Source organism: Paenibacillus amylolyticus (genome assembly GCF_047302515.1).
GTDB lineage: Bacteria > Bacillota > Bacilli > Paenibacillales > Paenibacillaceae > Paenibacillus > Paenibacillus amylolyticus_G.
Window position 1 is genome coordinate 4087642 of sequence record NZ_CP168019.1, and the last position, 17972, is coordinate 4105613.

General features: G+C 43.5%; 23 protein-coding genes and 1 riboswitch. Of the genes, 2 read left to right on the plus strand and 21 right to left on the minus strand.

All coding sequences use genetic code 11. The annotated features are described in order from the left end of the window. Positions 1–4: 4 nt before the first annotated feature. The 17 genes from pgsA to ACDJ59_RS17665 form a co-directional block, all read right to left on the minus strand. Positions 5–535, minus strand: a complete 531-nt coding sequence (gene pgsA, locus ACDJ59_RS17585) for a CDP-diacylglycerol--glycerol-3-phosphate 3-phosphatidyltransferase (protein ID WP_036610288.1) — start codon at positions 533–535, stop codon at positions 5–7. Next, complete coding sequence (locus ACDJ59_RS17590) at positions 535–1080, minus strand: ClbS/DfsB family four-helix bundle protein (protein ID WP_413404485.1); 546 nt, start codon at positions 1078–1080, stop codon at positions 535–537. Before ACDJ59_RS17590 ends, pgsA begins: the two co-directional genes overlap by 1 nt. 199 nt (positions 1081–1279) lie before the next feature. Continuing rightward, a complete protein-coding gene (locus ACDJ59_RS17595) occupies positions 1280–3205 on the minus strand; it encodes an FtsX-like permease family protein (RefSeq protein ID WP_413404487.1) in 1926 nt (641 codons plus the stop codon). Then, complete coding sequence (locus ACDJ59_RS17600; protein ID WP_127544580.1) at positions 3202–3957, minus strand: ABC transporter ATP-binding protein; 756 nt, start codon at positions 3955–3957, stop codon at positions 3202–3204. The genes ACDJ59_RS17595 and ACDJ59_RS17600 overlap by 4 nt, the downstream gene beginning before the upstream one ends. Before the next feature lie 116 nt (positions 3958–4073). After that, entirely contained in the window at positions 4074–5078 is a 1005-nt protein-coding gene (locus tag ACDJ59_RS17605) for a sensor histidine kinase (protein ID WP_413404489.1), read from the minus strand. Further along, positions 5075–5764 carry a response regulator transcription factor gene (locus ACDJ59_RS17610; protein ID WP_017689733.1) on the minus strand — a complete coding sequence of 230 codons (690 nt, stop codon included), beginning with the start codon at positions 5762–5764 and terminating at the stop codon, positions 5075–5077. Before ACDJ59_RS17610 ends, ACDJ59_RS17605 begins: the two co-directional genes overlap by 4 nt. 183 nt (positions 5765–5947) lie before the next feature. Beyond that, positions 5948–6712, minus strand: a complete 765-nt coding sequence (locus ACDJ59_RS17615; protein ID WP_253506852.1) for an SDR family NAD(P)-dependent oxidoreductase — start codon at positions 6710–6712, stop codon at positions 5948–5950. Positions 6713–6761: 49 nt separating this feature from the next. Further along, on the minus strand, positions 6762–7508 hold the full coding sequence (locus ACDJ59_RS17620; RefSeq protein WP_413404491.1) for a class I SAM-dependent methyltransferase: 747 nt from the start codon (positions 7506–7508) through the stop codon (positions 6762–6764). A 190-nt stretch (positions 7509–7698) separates the two neighbouring features. After that, positions 7699–8082, minus strand: coding sequence for a VOC family protein (locus ACDJ59_RS17625; RefSeq protein ID WP_413404493.1), 384 nt, complete (start codon positions 8080–8082; stop codon positions 7699–7701). A gap of 175 nt (positions 8083–8257) precedes the next feature. Next, complete coding sequence (locus ACDJ59_RS17630; RefSeq protein ID WP_413404495.1) at positions 8258–8731, minus strand: GNAT family N-acetyltransferase; 474 nt, start codon at positions 8729–8731, stop codon at positions 8258–8260. 4 nt (positions 8732–8735) lie between these two features. Then, positions 8736–9344 carry a DJ-1/PfpI family protein gene (locus tag ACDJ59_RS17635; protein WP_413404497.1) on the minus strand — a complete coding sequence of 203 codons (609 nt, stop codon included), beginning with the start codon at positions 9342–9344 and terminating at the stop codon, positions 8736–8738. A 60-nt stretch (positions 9345–9404) separates the two neighbouring features. Beyond that, positions 9405–9486, minus strand: a riboswitch (ZMP/ZTP riboswitch). Positions 9487–9537: 51 nt separating this feature from the next. Next, complete coding sequence (locus ACDJ59_RS17640; RefSeq protein ID WP_017689739.1) at positions 9538–10053, minus strand: GNAT family N-acetyltransferase; 516 nt, start codon at positions 10051–10053, stop codon at positions 9538–9540. 32 nt (positions 10054–10085) lie between these two features. Then, positions 10086–10610, minus strand: a complete 525-nt coding sequence (locus ACDJ59_RS17645; RefSeq protein WP_036610311.1) for a YfiT family bacillithiol transferase — start codon at positions 10608–10610, stop codon at positions 10086–10088. A 47-nt stretch (positions 10611–10657) separates the two neighbouring features. Further along, on the minus strand, positions 10658–11197 hold the full coding sequence (locus tag ACDJ59_RS17650; RefSeq protein WP_340030184.1) for a GNAT family N-acetyltransferase: 540 nt from the start codon (positions 11195–11197) through the stop codon (positions 10658–10660). Between the two features lie 8 nt (positions 11198–11205). Then, entirely contained in the window at positions 11206–11745 is a 540-nt protein-coding gene (locus ACDJ59_RS17655; protein WP_413404500.1) for a hypothetical protein, read from the minus strand. Between the two features lie 21 nt (positions 11746–11766). Continuing rightward, positions 11767–12207 (minus strand): hypothetical protein, encoded by a 441-nt coding sequence (locus tag ACDJ59_RS17660; protein WP_413404502.1) that lies wholly within the window; start codon positions 12205–12207, stop codon positions 11767–11769. A gap of 6 nt (positions 12208–12213) precedes the next feature. Continuing rightward, complete coding sequence (locus tag ACDJ59_RS17665; RefSeq protein WP_413404504.1) at positions 12214–12891, minus strand: class I SAM-dependent methyltransferase; 678 nt, start codon at positions 12889–12891, stop codon at positions 12214–12216. Positions 12892–13072: 181 nt separating this feature from the next. Between ACDJ59_RS17665 and ACDJ59_RS17670 the strand changes: the two genes are divergently transcribed. Continuing rightward, positions 13073–13846, plus strand: a complete 774-nt coding sequence (locus tag ACDJ59_RS17670) for a sporulation protein (protein WP_413404507.1) — start codon at positions 13073–13075, stop codon at positions 13844–13846. Between the two features lie 96 nt (positions 13847–13942). Here the strand turns inward: ACDJ59_RS17670 and ACDJ59_RS17675 are convergent, their stop codons facing one another. Together ACDJ59_RS17675 and ACDJ59_RS17680 are read right to left on the minus strand one after the other, a co-directional pair. Further along, complete coding sequence (locus tag ACDJ59_RS17675; protein ID WP_413404509.1) at positions 13943–14227, minus strand: hypothetical protein; 285 nt, start codon at positions 14225–14227, stop codon at positions 13943–13945. A 27-nt stretch (positions 14228–14254) separates the two neighbouring features. Continuing rightward, positions 14255–14824 carry a hypothetical protein gene (locus tag ACDJ59_RS17680; RefSeq protein ID WP_413404511.1) on the minus strand — a complete coding sequence of 190 codons (570 nt, stop codon included), beginning with the start codon at positions 14822–14824 and terminating at the stop codon, positions 14255–14257. A 389-nt stretch (positions 14825–15213) separates the two neighbouring features. Here ACDJ59_RS17680 and ACDJ59_RS17685 point away from each other — a divergent pair, with 389 nt between their 5' ends. After that, on the plus strand, positions 15214–16374 hold the full coding sequence (locus ACDJ59_RS17685; protein ID WP_413404513.1) for a glycosyltransferase family 4 protein: 1161 nt from the start codon (positions 15214–15216) through the stop codon (positions 16372–16374). A gap of 300 nt (positions 16375–16674) precedes the next feature. Here the strand turns inward: ACDJ59_RS17685 and ACDJ59_RS17690 are convergent, their stop codons facing one another. Together ACDJ59_RS17690 and ACDJ59_RS17695 are read right to left on the minus strand one after the other, a co-directional pair. Next, positions 16675–17346, minus strand: a complete 672-nt coding sequence (locus ACDJ59_RS17690; RefSeq protein WP_413404515.1) for a DUF3298 domain-containing protein — start codon at positions 17344–17346, stop codon at positions 16675–16677. Then, positions 17346–17873, minus strand: coding sequence for an NUDIX domain-containing protein (locus tag ACDJ59_RS17695; RefSeq protein ID WP_413404517.1), 528 nt, complete (start codon positions 17871–17873; stop codon positions 17346–17348). Before ACDJ59_RS17695 ends, ACDJ59_RS17690 begins: the two co-directional genes overlap by 1 nt. Positions 17874–17972 lie beyond the last annotated feature (99 nt).

Genomic DNA, 17972 nt, shown 5'->3' on the forward strand with positions numbered 1-17972 from the left:
CCTTTTATCTCAACAGTTTATAATTTACGATAATGTAATTCATTCCGGATAAGAGAGTAACGCCTGTTGCAACCCATAGCAATGCCACATCCACTCTGATATCAGTCAGCAAACTAAACGGAACATTATTCAACAAAATGGCAATGATGGCTGCCACCTGAAGCACCATTTTGATTTTTCCATACCGATCTGCTGCAAGAGCAATGCCCTGCTCTGTGGCTACCATTCGTAAAGCTGTAATCACAATTTCACGTCCTATAATAATTACAGCAATCCATGAACTGATCATATTCTCCTGAACCATCATGACCAGCGCTACCGCAATCAACAGTTTATCCGCCAGTGGATCAAGCAACTTTCCCAGATTCGTGATCTGATTATATTTTCTCGCCACATATCCATCCAATTTATCCGTACCTGCTGCTACTGCAAATATAATTAGTGCAATCATCACGCTTTGCTGATTGAGAAAACAGATCATAAACAATGGAATCAACGCGATTCTAGCCAACGTGATTTTATTTGCCAGATTCATTAGACATCCATTCTCCCCTCATCCATGTTGGCTAAGTGACCTTTTTTCCATTTACGTAATCGGGTCCGAAAGGATTTAAAAGGAGCTACCGAATTAATCTGGATCCACTTCACCATAGCCCATCCGGGCTTGGTCCCCGTCCACTGTCTTATCCCTTGTACAAATAATTCCTCTTCGCTCAGCGAGTCAATCCAGTTCTGCCATTGTTGTTCTGTCTCCCGAAACAAAGAGCGCAGCTCCTCCAGCGTATAACTTGAGTATTTTTCGTAAAATGATTCATTTAATGACCCTAGTTGGTTCCATTTATACCCTGGTGCCGGCATATGACTTTCATGTCCCAACTGTTCATTTCTCTCCCACTCCATCACTAGGTTCATCCACCCTAACTGGTAGGCGATCATCTGGGCAGGCGTCTTGTCCACACCTTCAACCCACTTATCTTTGTCGCTGTTATGGATGTCATTGAATTCAACCTCAAATAATACATAGGTGCGTCGAATCGTCTCACTTAATTCTTTCTTCGAGGCATATAGAACTCCAGGCAAGTTACTCCTCTCCCCTCGTTTCACCGTTATACATGAATCAGAAGCATGGACTCTATCATCATTTCGACTCAATTCCATAATCATCCTTTTTTTTCATGAGGCATTATACTTAGAAAAAGAAAAAAGAGCAGTCTGTAATTATTACAGCCGCCCTTTACTCAACCTATTTTGCTATATCAGCATACTCCTGATCCCAATTCTACAAAGCTTCCTTAATCACCCGTTTATAGTACCACACAGACAACAGACCAAAAATTGAATATAACAATGTATAAACTATCATGACAATGACCGTAGGTGTCGCCAGCTCCGTACCAAAGAAAAACCAACCTGATTTCACGGCAAAGTAACTATGACTCAACCCCACCACAAGCGGAATACCAAAGTTAAACAACTGCTTGATCTGAATTCCATGCAACAGATTGCCTTGCGTAAATCCGAGTTTTCGCAGAATGGTATAATTGCCCTTCTCCTCTTCACTCTCATTCATTTGTTTAAAGTACAGGATACATCCCGATGTAATCAAGAACGTCAAACCAAGGAAACCAACAATGAACATAATTAAGCCCATATTATTACGTTGGTTATTTCTGAACTCAATCTGGGAGAAGCTCGGTGCTTCCAACTGTAGCTCCTTATATACGGCATATGCCTCTTCAGCCTGCCCCTCATTCAGAATACGTACACCATAGTAATCCGCCCACTCGGATTTTTGCAGCTCGGGATCGAGATCCTGCCGCAACTGCTGGTATACCGTTTCATCTACTACCGCTACAGGCGTGCCCCCAGAATAGTATCCAGGAAGAACCCCCTTTTGGGTGGTTCCGATCAGTTGTTGGTCCAGTGTACGCTTCAATCCATGCAAGACGATCGGACCTTTCTCCTGAATGGAAATCATCCGCTGAATAACATTTCCATATCCCATGAAGAACACTTCGCCTGGTAGCAGATCAATGTTATCTACCATGTTGTCACTCAACACACTACTGAACAGGTACTGTTCCGGCATGGACTCATCCATCACTTCATGAGCATCAATTTCAATATAAATAGGCTGTCTATGATTCTCCTCATATGGAATCTGTTTGTGTTCCAACTCCGTTACAAAGCGATTTTTCACATCCGCCTGAGCAAAAGAGAAATCCTCTGGCAAGCTTTCCTTGGCCTGAGCCTCTGCTGAATAATACGAAATGTAACTAAGTGACAGCATACCAATAGCAAGTGCAGATACGGTTGTAATAATCGTGAGCAGCAATGCATTAGATTTCATGCGGAACATGATTGAAGATAACGATAACACCTCATGAATGGATAGGTAGCCGTTTTTGCTTTTGCGAATCAGATTAAAGATAAAACTTACCGCCCCCTTATAGAACAGGTATGTCCCCAATATGACCGAGAAGAGAATCAGGATCATCGTATACATCAACTGCTGCATATCCATTGCCTCACCGCTGAATAACCGTGCAGACAAGAAGTATCCATACACAATAAAGCCAATACCCAAGACGCCAATAATCATCTGTCCGACAGACATCTTCTGCACCTGCTGCTCCGAAGTGGCCGACACCTGAAAGAGCGAGAGAATGCTCTGTCTCTTGATAAAGATGTAATTCATCAGCATGATGAGCAGATACATGATCGTAAAAACAATCACCGTTTGCATCAGTGCCATCGGAGAGAAGTACAGTTTCGTAATCGCATCCACACCGAGAATTTTGAACAATATCATCAATACCAGCTTGGACGCAAGAAACCCAATTAACACACCAATAGCCATGGAGCCAAAATAAAGAATACTATTCTCCGCACTTAAAATGCCAAAAATCCTGCCTTTCGTCAGTCCGATCAATTGAAATAATCCAATCTCTTTGCTGCGTCGCTTAATAAAAATTGTATTGGCATATAACAGAAAAATGCCGACAATAAAGATTAATAATACCGAAGATGCGCCTATAGCCGCCGCACCTTTTGTTGAAGCAGCCACCTCATCCATGGAAGGATCATACTGTAACGTCACAAAGGAAAAATACAAGGCCACACTGAACACAAGCGCAAATACATAGAGATAATAATTCTTTAAATTTTTCCTGAGATTGCGGAAGATAATATAATTCAAGCTCATTGCTGCACACCACCCAATACGCCCTGGGTTTTGATAATATCGTTGAAGAACGATTGCCGTGACTCGTCTCCTTTATTCAACTGGGTGTAGATCTGACCATCTCGAATAAAGATCACTCTGCTGCAATAACTTGCGGCAACCGGATCATGGGTAACCATAATAATAGTCGCTTTTCGTGTGCTGTTCATATCACTTAACTTGCCGAGCAGATCCGAAGCGGACTTGGAATCCAGCGCTCCTGTCGGCTCATCCGCAAAAATGATACTCGGCTCGTGGACAAATGCTCGTGCTGCCGAAGTCCGCTGCTTCTGACCCCCTGAAATCTCAGATGGATACTTGTCTTTCAACTCATAGATTCCCAGTTCACGTGCGATCTGTTCAAACTTCTGGTGTGCCTCCTGCTTTGGAATGCTCGTAATCGAGAGCGGTAATAATACATTTTCCTTCACCGTAAGGGTATCCAGCAGATTATATTCCTGAAAAATAAAGCCCAAATGATGTTTGCGGAACTCAGCCAGCTGTTTCTCCTTCATTCCGGTGAATTCCTTGCCCTCAATATCTATCGTGCCCTGGCTCACCCGATCGATGGAGGAAAGTACGTTAAGCAGCGTTGTTTTACCCGAACCCGAAGGCCCCATAATACCAACAAACTCTCCCTTGCTTACCCCAAGATCTATTCCCTTCAGCACTTCCTGTTTATTTAATTTATTACCATAGACTTTATGAATTTTTTTGGCTTCCAGTATCCACATATCCCACTCACTCCTCTTAGATCTTCTGCAAAATGCTCCTGTCTATATCATAATCGGGATGTGCAGTGTTATCGTGTGATTCACCGAACAAAACCAAAAAGCATGTGACATTGTTGTCACACGCCTGCAAGAAGCACCATGTCGTTTTTTCGCGGAAAAGTAAGTGTGACGGTTGTGCCCTCGCCAAGAGAAGATTCTACATGAATGTTCACATGAAGCGTCTCGACCACCTGACGAACCAGATACAGCCCCATCCCGGTAGCCGCCCCATCCATTCTGCCTCGGGTGGACGTAAATCCTTTATCAAATATACGCGGCAGATCTTGAGTCTCAATCCCTCGCCCGTGATCCTGAATCATGAGTATGATGTGTCCATCCTGTTCCCAACTTTCAATGAGGATGTCCGATGAATCGCTATATTTCACCGCATTGCTCAACAACTGCCGGAGGATGAAGCCTAACCATTTGCTGTCTGTGAGCACGCGCGATACCATTAAAGACACATCAAAGCCAATGCCTTTGGAAATGCACCACGATTTCAGTGCTCGAATCTCGCTATTCAATACTGGTTCAAGTTCCGTCTCTTCGATGAACAGATCATTATGCATAAACGGAATACGCTTCTGATGAAGCTGCTGATCCAGCAACTGATGAATTCGTAACCATTCATATGTCATTTGGCTCTGTAACTTGTCATCTGGCAAGCGCTCGATCATCAGTTGTAACGCTGTCAGTGGGGTCTTCACCTCATGAATCCAGGACAACATCTCGTCCTTCTCCTGTTCCAGAGCGATAAAATGATGTGACGACTCCTTACGATACCGCTGTGTCTGGGAACTGACGGCCTCATGTACAATCTGCTCATATGGACTTTCGGCGATATCTAGTTCTCCCAGATCATAGGTATGATCCCAGATGCTCAATTTTTTATAGAAACGGGTCTCTTTCAGGTATCTCGCCCAGATAAAAACAAGGCATATCACTACATTCAGTCCTACGATATACATCACAGATTGGAATGGAATGGACGAGTCCAGGTAGGCCACCAATAAAATAATAAGTTGCATGCTTACCAGTAGCCATAACCAACTAGCCCTTTCTCGTATGTACTTTCCGATCATGCTTCTGCCTCTTCCGTTGCCATGTACCCCTGACCTACTTTGGTTTCAATGTAACGCTCCAAGCCGATGGGTTCAAGCTTCTTCCGTAACCGATTAACGTTAACCGTCAGCGTATTGTCACTCACGAAATGCTCATGATCCCACAAGCTCCGGATGAGGTCCTCACGGGTAACAATCTGATTTTTGTGCTCCACCAGCACTTTAAGGATAAACATCTCATTTTTCGTTAACAGGACAGATTCATCCCCGCAGGTCAGTGTATTTTTCACATATTCAATAGCCGCACCGCGCCAAGTTCGGAGTTCAATATGCTCTGTATTATAGTTATACACCCTCCGCAAAGTCGCTTGGATCTTGGCAATCAATACATCGAAGTGAAAAGGCTTCTGGATAAAATCGTCTGCACCCAAATGCATGGACATAACCATATCCGCAGGATGATCCCGTGAGGACAAAAAGATAATCGGCACATTGGAGTGCGAACGAATGATCCGGCACCAATGGAACCCGTCATATTGTGGTAATTGAATATCAATAATGACCAGTTGCGGCTGAATTACGCTGTACTCCTGCAATACCTTTCCAAAATCCTGCACACCATACACATCATACGACCATTGGGACAAACGTTCCTTGATTTCACTGAATAACGATTCGTCGTCTTCAATGAGCATAATTTTAAACAAGAGATTCACCACGTTTCTGATCTTCTAAGGTTGAATAAGGTAAATAGACTCCGTTGTTGCAGGATCACCTTTACCGTTCGAATCGTTCTTCCGATCGCTGATTCCAGTGTACAGGGAAGTTGGGCTTATATCAAAAGGTATCCATACTTCGTAAAGATAACAAGCCGAAATACGTATATCCTATTAGCTCTCAATAGTGTGTATAACATGGCTTGCATCACTGTTTTCGTCCAACCGCTCGATCAACTGCATCGCTACGTCTCGTGGCGATCTTAATTGTCCTGCTTCATATACTTGATTGAACATACCCGCAAGGGCGAACTCCTCTGCACTTTTGCCTCGTGCAACAGCCTGCAATTCCGTATCGACCATCCCCGGATCAAAAGCAATAATCTCAACAGGGTTCTGTTGACCCGTTTGTTCCAAAGATACGCATTGGGTGAACATGTTCATCCCTGCCTTCGATGTACAGTACACTGCCATTGAAGGCGCGGGATAACTTCCCGAACCAGATGAGAGATTAACAATTTTACGTCTGGCGGACAGATGATTTGTTTGTTGAATAAAAGATGAACTCAATATCATTGGTGCTGCGAGACTGATGTTGAGACTTTGACTTATCTCTGCCGCACTGCACTGATCGATAGGTTTTAGAGGCTCTAGCATCGCTGCGTTATTAATAAGTCCAATGAAATCGGCTTCCTGAGACGGAATTTGGTCCAATATGCGTGTAATCAAATCATCGATCCCATTCAGGTCGGCAAGATCATACTGAACATGGCGGTAACGCCCGCTCCATTCCTCGCTTGATTCCAACAGATCCGAACCCCCGCGTGAAATACCGTAAACGTAATCCCCCTTAGCCAATAATAACTCTGCAAGTTGTAAACCGATCCCTTTGGATGTGCCTGTAATGATAAAGTGTCTTTTTCCTGTTTCTGTTCCCATTCCGATACCACTCCTCCTCTATTTTCAATGCATGTTTATTTCACTATTCTTACGAGTTTTTCTTTCTCCACAACGTGGCCCAGAGAAAAGGTACACCAAAATACGGTTCATGCTGCTCCATCGCCTTCATTGCACGGAACTCCACACATTCAAAGCCATCTTCCAGCATGTAGCGAAGCTTCTCCTCCGTGAATGCCAGACCACCGCGCATCGACTTCTCTTGATACACCTGCCAATCATTCATAACGATCTCAGGCCCACCAATATCGCCAAAACCAGGAGCGAAACAAGTCATTCCAAAGTATCCTCCAGGCCGGAGTGCATTGTGGATCATCTCTATGTAGGGAATGCGCTGATGTGGCAACAGATGGTGCAGACAACCCGAGTCGTAGACAAGATCATATTCTTGCTCTGGGGACAATTCGAACACAGATCGACATTCAAAATGCACGTCCAGTTGCTCCTCTGCCGCCCTCTCTTTAGCCCAAGCAATAGCTGTCTCCGAAAGATCATAAGCATCTACCTGATATCCTTGGCGGGTTAAATACAACGCATTTCTGCCCGGGCCACACCCCAGTTCCAGTGCCTTGCCGCCGCTCAGCACACCTTCGTTCACATGCGCTACCAGATTCTCATCCGGATTGTTTGGGAAAAAGGGGATTGGTCTGTTCCGATCCTCATAGAAAGGTTCCCAAAACTGCTTGGCAGATCTGAAATCCGCATCGAGCATATCATATAGATCCTGTACACTTTTAATCGTCTTTTCCACAACCACATTCCTCCTTAACTGCTCCATTCAAACCTTCATTTCCGACTTCATTCCTCATCATTTTCAATAAATCAGCCACACTCTATTATAACATTTTTACCCAGTAGTTCTCTATTTTTCTTGTGTTTTTCTACTCCAAAACAGAAGCTTTTTTCCAACAAAAAAACGACCGACATGAATGTCGATCGCTTGTAATGGTGCTGTTTTAAGTTGTAACTTACTTCGCCCGTTCCAAAACTGCAAAGTAATTTCCTTCATTATCAGCAAAGTTGAAAACACGCCCGGTTGGCATCTCTACAATCTCTCCAACCGTTACATGTTTACCAGACAAGTCGGCATATAACTGATCCAGATTTTCGGTGAAGAACATTAATGAAGGTGTGCCCATGTTTACACCCGCCGACATCCGCGCCACAAACTCCTTGTTTTGGAGAATAATGCTTGTCTGCGAATTTGGGGTAGGCGCAATCTCAATCCATCTCATACCCTCGTCAAGGTTTACTTCATCCACAATGTGGAATCCTGCAACTTCCGTCCAAAATGCCAGTGATTCATCTTGATTGTTAACATACAACATAACTTGGCCGACTTTGCTAAACATGGATCAATCACTCCTCTGATCATCTAATCTCTTAACATCCTGTTTATCATTCCTCAAATTCCAATAGAGTATAACATGCAAGACAGCTTTTTGATCATCTTTCTTTGCAAGTACATGCAACTTAAACTGAAGTACACTTTTATGCTTCCACTACAATTAGTTTTTTGAAGTTCCCTTATAATGTTTTAACAAGTGAAAGTCTATGAAACCCCGAGGTATAATAATTCATATCAACACCTTCTTTTTGAAAATTCATTCGTTCATAAAATACGAGCGCTGCTTCGTTTTCTTTATGATCAAGTGTGTAAAGCATGACATCACTACATCCAAATTCAGCTATTTTTATGCATATTTTTGTAATCAGTGTACGTGCTACTCCCTGTCGAAGGTGTGATTTGCATGTAACAACGCCAACGATTTCATACCGGTTAACAGTAGGATGAAAGATATAACCAGCATGACCTATGACAACATCTGCTTCGTCAACCATGACATAATAAGCACTGATACGTTCATCCGTCATTTTTAAAAATAAATCCCAGCGCGCAGGATACTGATCGCGTATAAACGAAGGGAATTGAAAATCATGATCCGTCATCATTTTCAGCACCGCTGGCTGATCAATCGCTTGAAAAAGGCGAATAGTCATCTTTTTATCCCCTACCCTTAGTGTGCATGTAGACATCTTTTAAGTTACCAGCTTCATAATATGGATACTCTAGTTTTTGTTGAACTTGAAGGACGATCTCCGTAGACGTTAACATTTCGACCAAGTATAGTCCCAGGTCAATGGAAGCCGTAACCCCCGCACCCGTTACCGTATTACCATCACGCACTACACGCTCTGAGATTACTTCTGCACAATAAGGATTCAATAAATCATAAGCAGATGAGTTGGTAGTAGCCCTTTTTCCATTCAGGAAACCTGCTGCCCCCAACAGTAAAGCCCCGGTACAAATAGATATTTTATATGTGACATTTTCTGCCGTTCGGACCCATCGCATAAAATCCTCATCAAATCGAAGCGTTCTAGTTGATAATCCACCAGGAAAAAATACTAGGTCAAAATCCCCTAGATGAGGTAATACTGCATCGGATTTCATTTTCAGCCCACGGTCATCCGAAATTTCCTCCTTATCTGCGCAGAATGTCCATGATACGTTTTCCTTTGCTTTCAGAATCGCTAGCCAAGTCACAGCTTCATAAAATCCAGCTAAATCCATGCTTGTCATTCCATCAAATAAAACAAACGCCATTTTCATTGCCGCCACCAGTCCTTTCGTTCCCTGAATAATAAATAAAGTGTTTGATCAAAAGATCAAACACTTTGCCCAGGCGTACGGCATATAATATATGTGCTCCCTCGTGGTTCACTCCACGTTTACGCCAGTCACACATAACAGATATTTACAACTAATATACATGACATCTTTCATAATTGTATATATTATGAAATTATTGCGTGGCTTTTAACTTCTTCGTAAGATAAAGTACAACATCGTCGTCCATAATCGTTTCTTCACCCGGCTGAATGTAATGATCATGTTTGTGTACACCGTGACCGTCTGGTATGTACCCGCGATGGGCATATAGAACTTGCGCTTTGCCATAATCGGAAAACACACCTACACCAATGCCTGCTACATCCGTTCGTTCCAGAATAACTTCCTCTGCTCGGTCCATCAACCGTGAACCAATACCTTGGCGCTGGAACTTCATTAGTACATTAAAATCGTTAATTTCGGGAATGCCTTGTTCCCTGAAAGACGGGTAGCTGGAATTCCACAATACATTCACGTATCCGGCAAATTCTCCATTCAACTCGGCTACCAAGGTTACGCGTTCCCCATTCTGTTGTTCAGCCAAGTAATGAAGATACTGCTCAGGGGATCTCCCCCAACCCTGCTCCTGAAACGCCTTTGATATGATTACAGGATCGTTCTCATTTAATAGTCTGATATGTACACTCATTGAGAATCCTCCTTAAAAGATATTTCTAATAGCTATATTCCCAATCTATCCCGAAGCGATGTGATGTGAGCAACATGGTGTTTGCCGTGCCAAGCATACATGCCCAGATTGTAATCCAGTCTTGTCGTTTCTTCCGATGAGGGATGATAAAATTGTTTGGCATAATCTGCATCTGTCAGCGCGTTTAACAGAAACACCCAACGACGATGGAGGGCATCCAGAATCTGAAGCGAGAATTCGACATCCAGGTCTCTTGAATCACTCAGTTCAGCCCAGCGCTCTTCATAATAAGGCCGAATCGTTGGTGTATCCTCTGTCAGCGCCAACTTGAAACGAATCATACTGTTCATGTGGCTGTCTGCCATGTGGTGAATAACCTGTTTGAGCATCCATCCACCTTCTCGATACGGTAGACTTAATTGCTCTTCACTCAATCCCTTTACCGCTTCTCGTGCGCGTTCAGGCAACTCAGCAATGTCCTGAATCCACTTCTCCCGTTGTGCCAAAGTAACTTCACCCGTGTGTACAAATGGTCCTATCGGAAATCTTTCATCCATCCCTTATTCCTCCTTGTTTACATGATTCAAATAACTTTAAGCAGGATCTACAGGGCATATTCCATAAGCCAACAGTCTCGCATCTGTCCTTCGTGCTGCTCATGTTTCTCCAACAGCTTAATCTTTTGGAAATCACATTTCTCGTAACAGGATATCGCTCTTAAGTTCCAGGATTGAGGGTCCATAACCACTTTACGGGCTTGTTTTTCATTAATCAGATAAGCCAGCATGGATTGCATCAACTGTGTACCAATGCCTTTATTCCAGTATTCTACCTCACCAATAAACTGATCCGTTCCATAGATGATCTCATCAGTGTCTCCATAACCATACTCCGTTCGCTCTTCTTCCTCAAGCTCATAGAACTGAATGTATCCAATCGGATGTCCTCCATACTCAACGATACAACGAGTAGCACCTTCTTTCTGATTGTAAAAATGCTCTCTCACCTGTTCCAGATCATGCGGCCGATCACGCCCTTCATAGTATTGAAGAACTTCCGGGTCTGACAGCCACTTCACCAGATGTTGTTCATCTTCTGAGTCCAAGAAACGTACAGTGATTTCATTCGATTCATATACATTCATCATTCTGATTACTCCTTATTGATCTCCAGATTCTCACTCGTAACCCAACTCAGATCCTTCCCTAACAAATGCTCGTTGTGAACATAATACACCACGGGATTCTCAAGCGGCTGAGTCGTTCCATCCAAAGATCTGAGCGTTAACCGCAACTTGTAGCTCCCTATCTCATCAGGTATCGCAAACCCTATCAGATTATCAGCTGATTTCATGCTTTTCCCCTGGGCCTTCAGATACTTTTCCAGAATGACTTGATCAAGATAGGAGCTGCCAACAGACGAGGGCATGTACCACGCATCATCTTGTTCTTCAGTGAATGTGACCCCTTCCCATCCAGGGACAACGGGATACACCATATGCTGGTCCTTGTCTTCTCTTTTTCGCGTTATCTCTAACTCTACCTCAACTACATCCGTATCAATCTGCCTGATTGTGCCTGCCATCACAACATCCTGGGCACTCACACTTGGAATAACATAGCTGTATATGAGCAGAGTCACCAAGAGAATTATCGTTACTCCCGTAATCCAAAATATTGTACTTTTACGCATCTGTCTGATCCTCCCGTCTAATTAATCATACTTCCGGAGTAGCTCCTTCTCTGTTAAAGATTGAGTTAACCTAGCCAACTCAGGGGATGCCGTCCAATCACTGGAGGTGTTCAATCCATGCTTGATGGTATGTATCGCGCTATGTGCAGACATGTATATATTATGGTGGATTCCAGGTTGGACAATGATGTGCTCTCCTGCACGCATCACTCGAATCGAAAACATCTGATCGTCTCCATAACTGGCATACGCTATCCATCCGGTTTGCACCACATAAAACTCCGTTAGATTGATATGTACATGACTGTTTTGCCATGCTCCCTGGAAAGAGGCAACGGTTCTACAATAATAACTGCCGTCTTCTGTTATCATTTTATATTTTTGTTCCCCGTTCGCCATCTGCTCAAAGCTGGTTTTGACACCCGTTTCACCATATTTCTGTTCTGAAAATTCTGTGTTCAATCGGCTTCATCTCCTTATGGCCTGCCAAATATACTTGCATTCTCTTACAGCAGTTCTACCATCAACCCGGTTCTCCTTCAGCTTGACTTTCAGCTGTTCCCGGTACTCAGGCTGTGAATAATCCGGGTTTCCGGGGATATCGGAGAGAAAGATGGCAAACTCTTTTTCATCCGAGAAAATCATAAGTGCTTCGTTATATTCCTCAATCTTGATCTCCTTAAATGCATTTCTTTCCAAACGCTCACGTACCTTTGTTATATCCGTATGAATACCAATCATAACTCCACCCTTTTGTAGCAATCTCCCATGATCAATAATGGAAGTTGGACCTCTGCGATCATAGATCAGACCAAATTGCTTATCTTCAAATGGCATCTTTTCTTTTGTGCTGACACAGACAAATTCTACATTTGTTATCCTGCTTGAATGAAGACTGTTCCGAGCTATCTTTATCATCTCTTCCGAATTATCAAACCCTATAATGTGATCGGTATATTCCGACATTTTCAACGTAAACTCCCCATGTCCACAGCCTGCATCGAGCACGGATGTATACTGAGGCAGAAGCTTAATCAACCGCTCTTCAAAAATATCTTCAGCAGAGTAACCTTCCAGCGTATACAAAGCTCTACCCTTGTACCCCCCATTACGTCGTGCAATCATATCGTACCAATCCATGCTCATAGACTTCCTCCTGACAAAAATTCCCTTTATTTAAACATTCGACATAGGTACGTCGATTCTCCTGTTTGGATATACGATATATCTTTGCTAAAATATGAAACGCTTCTCTTCCAGCTTCCGTATTAAGGTCGAAGCCGCATGTATCCCATATAATAAACCATCTGATCTGGAGGTTGAGCGCATGTCATTTTTCAAGAAAATGTTAGCTAGTGTAGGTGTTGGAGCAGCCAAAGTAAATACGGAATTGCATACACCAGAGGTCACGCCTGGAGGAATCATCTCGGGGGTTGTGTACATTGAAGGTGGAGATGTGGAACAGAACGTAGATCGAATCTATCTTTCAATCAAAACCCATTACATACGGGAGCACGATGATCGTAAAGTAAAAGAAACAGCCGTTATAGCCAAATATCTACTCACCGAAGGTTTTACATTACAGCCTGGAGCCAAATTGGAGAAAGAATTTTCATTTGACCTCCCAGAAAATCTGCCAATTACACTGCATCGTGCAGAGGTATGGGTGGAGACGGGCCTCGATATTTCAAGTGCTGTAGACCCCTCAGACCGGGACAGACTGCATGTTGTTCCTAGTAAAGACATGAACACCGTGCTCGATGCAATTGATATCCTTGGTTTCAAGCTCCGTGAAGTAACCAATGACTATGCGCCGAAGCTGGGTGGCAATCTGCCATTTGTGCAGGAATTCGAATTTGTACCAACAAACAAGTTCCGTGGGCATCTGGATGAGTTGGAAGTGCTGTTCTATCCCATGGGCGATTCGCTGGAGCTGCTATTACAGATCGATCGCCGCGCTCGTGGGCTCAGTGGAATATTCTCGGAAGCGATGGGCACGGATGAAAGTTTTGTCCGCCTGCATCTGTATGAAAGACATCTGGCGCGAGGGGCGCATTCTGTCGCTCAAGGATTGGAAGAAATCATTTCCAAACATATTTAATCTATAGTTTGTGTAAACGAATAAAAACCGTCCTTTATCAGACAAATCTGATGAAGGACGGTTTTTTTGGTTGGTTCAGTTTCACAAGACAATATTTCAGGAACGCTGTGTCCAACGCTGCATTCCTGATCGAAGACCGTAATATGCGGCGGCGAGCAAAATAAATCCGGCAACAGCCATAATCATGGATGTTGTATCCCATTGAACACGGCTTCCAAAAGCAACCTTGGATTGCAATAGAGTACCCGAAGAAGCGGTGTTCATGAGATCAGGTACGTAATTCATAGTCATGATCATGCCTTGAACGATGTTCCAAGCTACAAAACCGATGATGAATAACAAGGTAACCAAAAAGGATTCCAGCGCTAATCGTTTGTTCATGATTGTCATTTTGCCTCCTCTTCCCACTCAATTAGACAAAACGTGTTGCATCTCCTGTTTCAAACGTTCTTTATTTTCGTCCACATATTGATACAGCAGGTCAAAGCTTTCTTCGTTATCCGATTGCATGCTCAAATTCGCGGCTTCCAGTTCAATCTGCTGTAATACCTCATGAATCTGTTCCCCGTGTGTTTGCAGGCTTGTCGTGATGTCATCTTCGGACAGGCCATTCACATTATCTCGTAATTGCCCGTGCGTTACACCGCTTTTGGACAACATCTGCTCTATTTTCTTCAGGATCACGACATCTGCATCATTGCCGATCCGCTCCATAGTTGTTATCGTCTCACCCAGATACTGTCCGCTGGCATTCTCAAGGAAACTGGTCATCCCGTTCATGGACAGCTCGGTATCCAGATCAATGATTAGAATGATATCTCGCAATACTTGCGGAAGTTCTGACCCACTCTCTCGAATCGTCGCAAATTCAGCCCGATAAAGGTCCATGGCAATACTCCCCACCACTTCTTCACCTGACATCTCTTCAAGCTGATCAAGTGGTAACAACTCCTGCAATTCTTCTTGTAACTTGTTCATCTTTCTCTGCCTCCTGTATCTCTCTGTCTAAATAGTTTGAACGTGTTTTTTACACTGGACCCACTACGCGGTCAGAATAAACTTCCGATCGCTGTTATCCCCAGATTTTTTTCACTCCCTTTATTAAAGGGGAAAATCCGGTGATAAAGGCGAACGCTTCGCTTCTTCAGTTTTTTTCTGTCCTCTCCGTTATCGTGTAAATTTCAAGTTCAACTACGCCGACACGTTATTACATCATAGCAGAATACGCTATATAAGTTGAACTTATGGAAGTTTACATGTTCGTGCCGAAGTCATTTTACAGGGAATATCGTCAAGTTAACATGCACTTGACCTCGGGAAAATGTTCCGCTGTTATGATCTTGGCATCACGAGTCTTGGGAGGGGTAATGATGCGCCTGGCCTTGTTCACAGACACCTATCTTCCGGAAACCAATGGTGTTGCTGGCACGCTCCACCGCTTGAGTAACCATCTGAACCGCAGAAGAATTGAACATCTGCTGTTTACTCCGAACTCCGTCATTGAAGGAAGCCATGAGACTCAAGTCCGATCGGTTGCCAACATCCCTTTTTTTCTGTATCCTGAATGCCGCATTGCTCTACCCAACAGAGCAGACACGCACAAGCAGCTACAAACCTTTCAACCCGATCTGCTGCATATCGCCACGCCTTTTAATATGGGGCTGCTTGGTCTGAGGTATGCGCTCAAACACCATCTTCCGCATGTTGTCTCCTACCATACCCACTTCGATCGTTATCTCGAATACTACCGGTTGAAAAGTATGATTCCTCTCTACTGGAAGTATATCCAGTGGTTCCACCGTGCCTGTGATGCAACCCTAACTCCATCGCAGGAAACGTTAAACACCCTGCAAACCCAAGGCATTCAGCGTCTGAAACTTTGGTCTCGCGGGATTGATTGCAACCTGTACTCCCCTGATAAACGCAGCTCGGATATCCGTGAACGATACCACATCACCGCTCCCCTTATTCTACTCTACGTTGGACGCATTGCCCCGGAAAAAGATATCGCTACACTCACGACTACCATGCAGCAGTTGCCCCAGGAAATGCAGTCCCGTGTACACTGGATCATCGTTGGCGACGGCCCATCTCTCCCGAAAATGCGTCTGCAATCCCCACCCAATGTCACCTTTACAGGTTATATGCATGGCGAAGAACTTGCTGTTATGTATGCTTCGGCAGATCTGTTTGTGTTTCCTTCCTCTACGGAGACATTTGGCAATGTGGTACTGGAAGCGATGGCTTCAGGACTCCCTGTGGTGGCGGCCAATGCTGGAGGTGTAAAGGATCTGGTATCCCACCACCGCAATGGTGTATTATTCGAGCCAGGTCAGGCTGATGCACTGATTCGGGAGATATGTCTCTGGGGAAATCACGTGAACCAATTGAGGATGATGGGACTGGAAGGCAGAGAGCTGGCTGAGCAGCGGTCGTGGGAGCATATTTTTGATACACTGATCGGGGATTATGAGGAAGCGATAGAACGTCGGAACAGACAAACGAAAAATCGAATTATTACAGCGTAGTTTTATGAAATCATCTTCTTCCAACAACCCATAACTACCGCCTCTGCCCTATGCAAAATTAAACCGGTTCGCTCGTTCAGGCTGCCATAGTATTTACACTCTGCTACGGTCAGCCTGAAACATGTTTCCAATATGCTTCATAACAAACCCTGCATCTTGGATCGGGTTGAGCTATTTACACGGTATGTAGAAACATAGAAGCCGAAGTTATTGAAATTATTTAGAGTATTTTGAATGATTGTATATATAGAAAAAGACATGACCTCATTGAACTGGATCATGCCTTTTATTGCAAACAATCTATTGGTTGAATTTACTGAACGGGACTTTGATATCTACAAACCCTTTAGCGTAGGGTGCAACCTCATAAGGGTGGAATCGGATGACGATACCTTTGTCATATAAAAAGAATTCAGATGTTTGATCAAGCTGAAAATCATAAATATTCTCTTCAAAAATAGAAACTCCTGCATTATACATGGCTAATAGACTGTTGGAGATTGATTTCTCCACCTTCTCCATCTGAGTATCGTCTTTGACATACTCGCTTAGCTTCAGTTCTTTCCCCGTTCTTAAATCATAGTTATATGATTTTGTCGCATCCATTCCATGTGCTCCGCCAGTGTACACATGATCTTCATATACCACAGATAACTTTTCTTTTGCATTGTATTTTACACTGGCCATGGTGATGTAGAAATATTTTTTGTTTGATTTCTTTTCTTCTTTGTCCAGGCGAGCTACTTTCACTGCGTGGAGTTTAAATGTCTTGTTCAGTTTATCCGTCACAGATTTATTTCCACCTGTTAGATGTATGTATGGCTGTCCTTTATAATATTGGACCTTCGTTTTCACTGTAATCGTGCTGCCTGCCTCTACATGACTACTCGGAAGAATGATAGCAATCAGTACAGTGATCAACAGGTAATTTATCCATCTCAATTTTTTTCTTTCCATTCTATATTTCAACATTATCGATTAACCCCCTTTGGCTCAAATGATATCGTTTCCTGCATTCTGTTCCATATTACCTGTGGAGTACCCTTTAGGTCTGTTCCGCTCTGAACGTTTCCAACCCAGATGTCCTCTGCTCCTGGGTGTTGTAAATAGTGCCTAAGCGTTGCTTTGATCAGAATAGACGAATGTAAGTCCAACACCTCATCCAGTGGTATCCAGAATAACTCGCCTTCATCCGAGGGCACAAAATGTCGATGCGTGGTCTCTCCGAAATATACAAACTGCTGCCAAATCTCACCACCGTTAACTTCCAACAGAATATATCGAAGCCGAAAGTGTTCGACATCCTCTTGCTTGAACCCGGTCTCTTCTTCAATCTCCCGATAGCTGGCGGTCATGGGTGTGTTCAGTTCCCCTTGTTCCAGATGCCCGCCAATGCCACCCCAAAATTCAAAATCAAATAGTCTGCTGCCCGCCTTCTTCATCATCAGCATGTCTGAGCCATTGCTCAAAAACGCTGTAGCCATCTGTCTAATCTCCATATGTATGTTCCTCGCTTTCCAAACTGGGATTATAGTAGTCTTTATTTATTTAAACTGAACTAAAGAATATTTACACTAGCCACTCCGATGACAGAACAA

What these genes read in the sequence shown, in the direction of transcription:
- pgsA (WP_036610288.1), bottom strand. Translation starts at nt 535, where the DNA reads ATGAATCTGGCAAATAAAATCACGTTGGCTAGAATCGCGTTGATTCCA.
- ACDJ59_RS17595 (WP_413404487.1), bottom strand. Translation starts at nt 3,205, where the DNA reads ATGAGCTTGAATTATATTATCTTCCGCAATCTCAGGAAAAATTTAAAG.
- ACDJ59_RS17600 (WP_127544580.1), bottom strand. Translation starts at nt 3,957, where the DNA reads ATGTGGATACTGGAAGCCAAAAAAATTCATAAAGTCTATGGTAATAAA.
- ACDJ59_RS17605 (WP_413404489.1), bottom strand. Translation starts at nt 5,078, where the DNA reads ATGATCGGAAAGTACATACGAGAAAGGGCTAGTTGGTTATGGCTACTG.
- ACDJ59_RS17615 (WP_253506852.1), bottom strand. Translation starts at nt 6,712, where the DNA reads ATGGGAACAGAAACAGGAAAAAGACACTTTATCATTACAGGCACATCC.
- ACDJ59_RS17620 (WP_413404491.1), bottom strand. Translation starts at nt 7,508, where the DNA reads ATGGAGCAGTTAAGGAGGAATGTGGTTGTGGAAAAGACGATTAAAAGT.
- ACDJ59_RS17625 (WP_413404493.1), bottom strand. Translation starts at nt 8,082, where the DNA reads ATGTTTAGCAAAGTCGGCCAAGTTATGTTGTATGTTAACAATCAAGAT.
- ACDJ59_RS17630 (WP_413404495.1), bottom strand. Translation starts at nt 8,731, where the DNA reads ATGACTATTCGCCTTTTTCAAGCGATTGATCAGCCAGCGGTGCTGAAA.
- ACDJ59_RS17635 (WP_413404497.1), bottom strand. Translation starts at nt 9,344, where the DNA reads ATGAAAATGGCGTTTGTTTTATTTGATGGAATGACAAGCATGGATTTA.
- ACDJ59_RS17640 (WP_017689739.1), bottom strand. Translation starts at nt 10,053, where the DNA reads ATGAGTGTACATATCAGACTATTAAATGAGAACGATCCTGTAATCATA.
- ACDJ59_RS17645 (WP_036610311.1), bottom strand. Translation starts at nt 10,610, where the DNA reads ATGGATGAAAGATTTCCGATAGGACCATTTGTACACACGGGTGAAGTT.
- ACDJ59_RS17650 (WP_340030184.1), bottom strand. Translation starts at nt 11,197, where the DNA reads ATGAATGTATATGAATCGAATGAAATCACTGTACGTTTCTTGGACTCA.
- ACDJ59_RS17655 (WP_413404500.1), bottom strand. Translation starts at nt 11,745, where the DNA reads ATGCGTAAAAGTACAATATTTTGGATTACGGGAGTAACGATAATTCTC.
- ACDJ59_RS17665 (WP_413404504.1), bottom strand. Translation starts at nt 12,891, where the DNA reads ATGAGCATGGATTGGTACGATATGATTGCACGACGTAATGGGGGGTAC.
- ACDJ59_RS17670 (WP_413404507.1), top strand. Translation starts at nt 13,073, where the DNA reads ATGTCATTTTTCAAGAAAATGTTAGCTAGTGTAGGTGTTGGAGCAGCC.
- ACDJ59_RS17675 (WP_413404509.1), bottom strand. Translation starts at nt 14,227, where the DNA reads ATGAACAAACGATTAGCGCTGGAATCCTTTTTGGTTACCTTGTTATTC.
- ACDJ59_RS17680 (WP_413404511.1), bottom strand. Translation starts at nt 14,824, where the DNA reads ATGAACAAGTTACAAGAAGAATTGCAGGAGTTGTTACCACTTGATCAG.
- ACDJ59_RS17685 (WP_413404513.1), top strand. Translation starts at nt 15,214, where the DNA reads ATGATGCGCCTGGCCTTGTTCACAGACACCTATCTTCCGGAAACCAAT.
- ACDJ59_RS17690 (WP_413404515.1), bottom strand. Translation starts at nt 17,346, where the DNA reads ATGTTGAAATATAGAATGGAAAGAAAAAAATTGAGATGGATAAATTAC.
- ACDJ59_RS17695 (WP_413404517.1), bottom strand. Translation starts at nt 17,873, where the DNA reads ATGGAGATTAGACAGATGGCTACAGCGTTTTTGAGCAATGGCTCAGAC.